At 49.1% G+C, this 3,183-nt stretch carries 6 protein-coding genes; 1 reads left to right on the plus strand and 5 read right to left on the minus strand.

Annotation, left to right across the window (positions count from 1 at the left end):
- Positions 1 to 125 (minus strand): helix-turn-helix domain-containing protein (locus tag METMK1DRAFT_RS16965; RefSeq protein ID WP_009069538.1); only part of this gene is annotated, 125 nt, incomplete at its 3' end.
- Positions 100 to 507, minus strand: coding sequence for an IS200/IS605 family transposase (gene tnpA / locus METMK1DRAFT_RS00565; RefSeq protein ID WP_009069540.1), 408 nt, complete (start codon positions 505 to 507; stop codon positions 100 to 102). The genes tnpA and METMK1DRAFT_RS16965, both read right to left, overlap by 26 nt.
- Positions 508 to 724: 217 nt before the next feature.
- On the opposite strand from tnpA, the gene METMK1DRAFT_RS00570 reads away from it, so the two are divergent.
- The gene (locus METMK1DRAFT_RS00570) at positions 725 to 1,780 is read left to right on the plus strand and encodes an ISH3 family transposase (protein ID WP_009069542.1); all 1,056 of its coding nucleotides are present in this window, start codon (positions 725 to 727) and stop codon (positions 1,778 to 1,780) included.
- Here METMK1DRAFT_RS00570 and METMK1DRAFT_RS18610 read toward each other — a convergent pair.
- The 3 genes from METMK1DRAFT_RS18610 to METMK1DRAFT_RS16975 all read right to left on the minus strand — a co-directional run bounded on the left by METMK1DRAFT_RS18610 (position 1,769) and on the right by METMK1DRAFT_RS16975 (position 2,634).
- Positions 1,769 to 2,011: a hypothetical protein gene (locus METMK1DRAFT_RS18610; protein WP_342632952.1), complete on the minus strand. Its 243-nt coding sequence runs from the start codon at positions 2,009 to 2,011 to the stop codon at positions 1,769 to 1,771. The two genes, METMK1DRAFT_RS00570 and METMK1DRAFT_RS18610, sit on opposite strands and share 12 nt — an antisense overlap.
- A complete protein-coding gene (locus tag METMK1DRAFT_RS18615; protein ID WP_245544504.1) occupies positions 1,932 to 2,105 on the minus strand; it encodes a hypothetical protein in 174 nt (57 codons plus the stop codon). Before METMK1DRAFT_RS18615 ends, METMK1DRAFT_RS18610 begins: the two co-directional genes overlap by 80 nt.
- 253 nt (positions 2,106 to 2,358) lie before the next feature.
- Positions 2,359 to 2,634 (minus strand): transposase, encoded by a 276-nt coding sequence (locus METMK1DRAFT_RS16975; RefSeq protein WP_009069543.1) that lies wholly within the window; start codon positions 2,632 to 2,634, stop codon positions 2,359 to 2,361.
- Positions 2,635 to 3,183: the final 549 nt, after the last annotated feature.

Genomic DNA, 3,183 nt, shown 5'->3' on the forward strand with positions numbered 1-3,183 from the left:
AACAGGGCATTGTACACTTTAGCCTCAACCTGCATCACCCTGAGGAGTTTTTCCTCCCTGGTTGGGTAAATCCTGTACTTGAATGATAGCTGAATCTTGTCACTCTTTCCCCTGGCTCTCCACATATTTTTTCAGTACCTCCAGTGTTACCTGTCCACTTGTTGCTAGGAAGTAGGAAGGCGACCAGAAGTGTCCTTTCCACAGTTTCTCCTTTACTTGTGGGAACCTTCTCTGTATTTCCCTAGACGTGATCGTCTTGATCGCGTTTATGTATCTGGGTATGTTCAAGGTCGGTTTCGCCTTGAATAACATGTGGAAGTGATCTTTATCCACCCCTATGTCTATGACCTCAACCTCGAACGTTTCGCTTATTTCTTGAATTTGTTCCTTTAGGAAGTTTATAATCTCTTCATTATCGAACACCTTCCTGCGGTACTTCACCACCTGGACATAGTGGTAATAAAGAACGTAAACTGAATGCGATCCTCTTTCCAATCTGTACCGCATAGTTATATCTATTTTTTAATAACTATAAAAGGTTTCCGTAAGGGGGCTACCCATCCCCCACCTCACGCGGTAGACCCAAAATCATATTATGAAAAATATTTCTGGTAGGATAATATCGAATTTATAAAAGATAAAGAAATTTATAAGAGTATTAAGAATTCAGTTGAAGAAAGGTTTAAGGTGAGGGAGATGTGGTATTACCACGTGAGTAAGTGAGATGGTAACACCGGTACTCCCTCACCAAAACAACGTTCAACAAATAGGATATAAATTACTTTCCGTGCTGAACTTCAAGGGAAAGAAAGGGGAAGAGGTGGCGAGAACCCTCATCTCAGCGTGTTTATGGAACGATTCAGTAGAGAACAAGTCGAGGACGTATGGCGTGTCCCCACAGACCGTGAGGAATTACGTGGAGGAGCAGGGGGTGGAAGTTATTGAGAAACTCTTGGAACAAGTGAGGAAGATATCCTTGGAGGTACTGAAGGGAGTCAAGGAGATAGACCTCTCAATAGACTGGACGACCAAGACCTGGTACGGGAGACCGGTGGAGGGGCTCGGGAGTTCGGAGGAGGGAAACTCTTGGAACTACGCAACTGCGACGACTAAGTTTGACGGGAAAGTGCTCCTACTGGCTTTCGTCACTCAAGTGAAGGGGATGACCAAGGATGAGGTCGTGAAGGCCCTCGTGGAGCAAGTCGTCGCCATGGGGTTCAAGGTAAGGTTGATGACTCTCGACGCGGGCTTCTACACGGTTGACGTGCTCAACTTCGTTTCGCAGTTCAAGTACATAATTGCCGTCCCTGTTGGGGACGTGAAGGTCTACCAGGAGTTCGACGGCGAGTACGAGACGAACAGTAAGAGGCACAGGAGGGACGAGCAGGTCAAGTTCAGGCTCCTCGTGTACAGCAAGGAGAAGGTCAGGAGAAAGAAGAGGACTCTAGTTTACTTCGCTAGGGCTACGAACCTCGACCTACCGAAGGGGGAGGTGTTGAAGTTGTACAACAAGGTGAGGGGTCCCATAGAGACCTCTTACCGGAACATCAAGGCTTTTCTCCCCTTCACCAGTTCCACCAAGTTCGTCTTCCGCACGTTGATCTTCGTGCTGGCCGTGGCCTTCTACTCCCTGTACACCGTGTTCAAGGGGGAGGTGAGGAGGGAGCAGTTCAGGATACTCCTAATACTCTTGTTTTCTGATGATTTATTCTATCTAAAAGATTTTCTATTTAAATCAATAGAACCGCTTATTAATATAGATTTATTTTCAAGGAGGTGATTTTGGGTCTACCGTCCAGAACGAGGAGTCCTCCAGTCCCAGGGCCTTGACGTCCTTTAGAGCTCCTCGATCTCCCACCCGACAGGCCTCCTCCTCGCTGAGCGAGAGGTCGGTCGTGTAGAGGTACCTGGCCTGTGTCCAGGAGTCACGTTTACGTTCCCGGACAAGCAACTTCACTGTAATCACTCGGCCTCCCAGGGTCAGGTCGGCGAAGTAGACTCCGGGGGGTATCCCACTGGGAGGTGTCCCTCCCCCTCCTCGAGGGTCCCCCGAGTCTACCCTGGGCTCGGTTGGACTTGAGCCTTGACACCACTTTGTTCGTCACGGGCCTCTCGGACAGTACTGGGATCGAAGACGACCCTGGCTACCGGAAGGGCTCCTTGAGCACGTCCAACATCTGGCCAAGTCGATCTCGGTCTTGAACTCAGTGACCATCCCCATATTCAACATCTTCCTCACGGTGTAGGGGAAACCGTGAACGTCCTGCCCGTGGAGAGGTCGACTATCACGAGCGTGAGGAGTTTGGCCCTCTCGAACCTCCCGTGGGTGTGGCAGTAGATCCAGTAGTTCTCAGGGGCTCATGTCCTACCGGAGCGTTGTGGTCCACGGTGTCGTCTATGATGACGAGAGGTCCCTTGACCAGTCTGACAGGACCTCCAGTCCCTCCACGCGTCGTCGAGTTCTCCCAACGCCCCCAGCAGATTTGCGTAGTCCAACCCGAAAGTCTCGGCCGCGTTCCTCACGCTGGCCCTCCCACCTACCAGGACCATGAGGACTAGCGTCAACCCGACCTTCCTGCTCCTCCCGTTCCTCCTGACCACGCCCAGCCTGTTGATCTCCCTGACCGGCCTCACCTTGGCTTCCCTGATCGAACTCTCCTCGTCCCGTATCTTTTCAGAAGGAGGGCACTAAAAAATAAAACCTTCTCTCCAACACCGATTTTACGGTAATACCTCCCTAAGATTCCCATAACTGCTGGAGTAAGACGACTGCACGAGAACAACACTCCCAGTGATACAGTGTCTAGAGGACGTCAGACTAATCTAACACGGAGGCGTGATGGTACCGCTGAAATTTGATATTGCTCTGGAAGAATTGATAGTTCTCTACGAAGGCAAATCACTGCTGCTAGACTTTCTGTCCTAAAGTGAAATAAAAATCGTTGGGAGGAAAACCCTTTTTGTCATCTGAGACACTAAGAATGCCAACTCCCTGTTCAAGGATAGTTAGATATATGAGTCCTGAGCATAGGAATTGTACTTATTATGTCAGAACTCACTGATCTCGGAAAAGGACTAATAACAAACTATGTTAACCTATTCAACGGAAGATTTATTTCACATCTTATAGGAGCTATAGGAAGTTTCTTAATTATAAGGATCCTTCAACCGGAAGAATACGGT

The organism is Metallosphaera yellowstonensis MK1 (assembly GCF_000243315.1).
Classification (GTDB): domain Archaea; phylum Thermoproteota; class Thermoprotei_A; order Sulfolobales; family Sulfolobaceae; genus Metallosphaera; species Metallosphaera yellowstonensis.

What these genes read in the sequence shown, in the direction of transcription:
- tnpA (WP_009069540.1), bottom strand. Translation starts at nt 507, where the DNA reads ATGCGGTACAGATTGGAAAGAGGATCGCATTCAGTTTACGTTCTTTAT.
- METMK1DRAFT_RS00570 (WP_009069542.1), top strand. Translation starts at nt 725, where the DNA reads ATGGTAACACCGGTACTCCCTCACCAAAACAACGTTCAACAAATAGGA.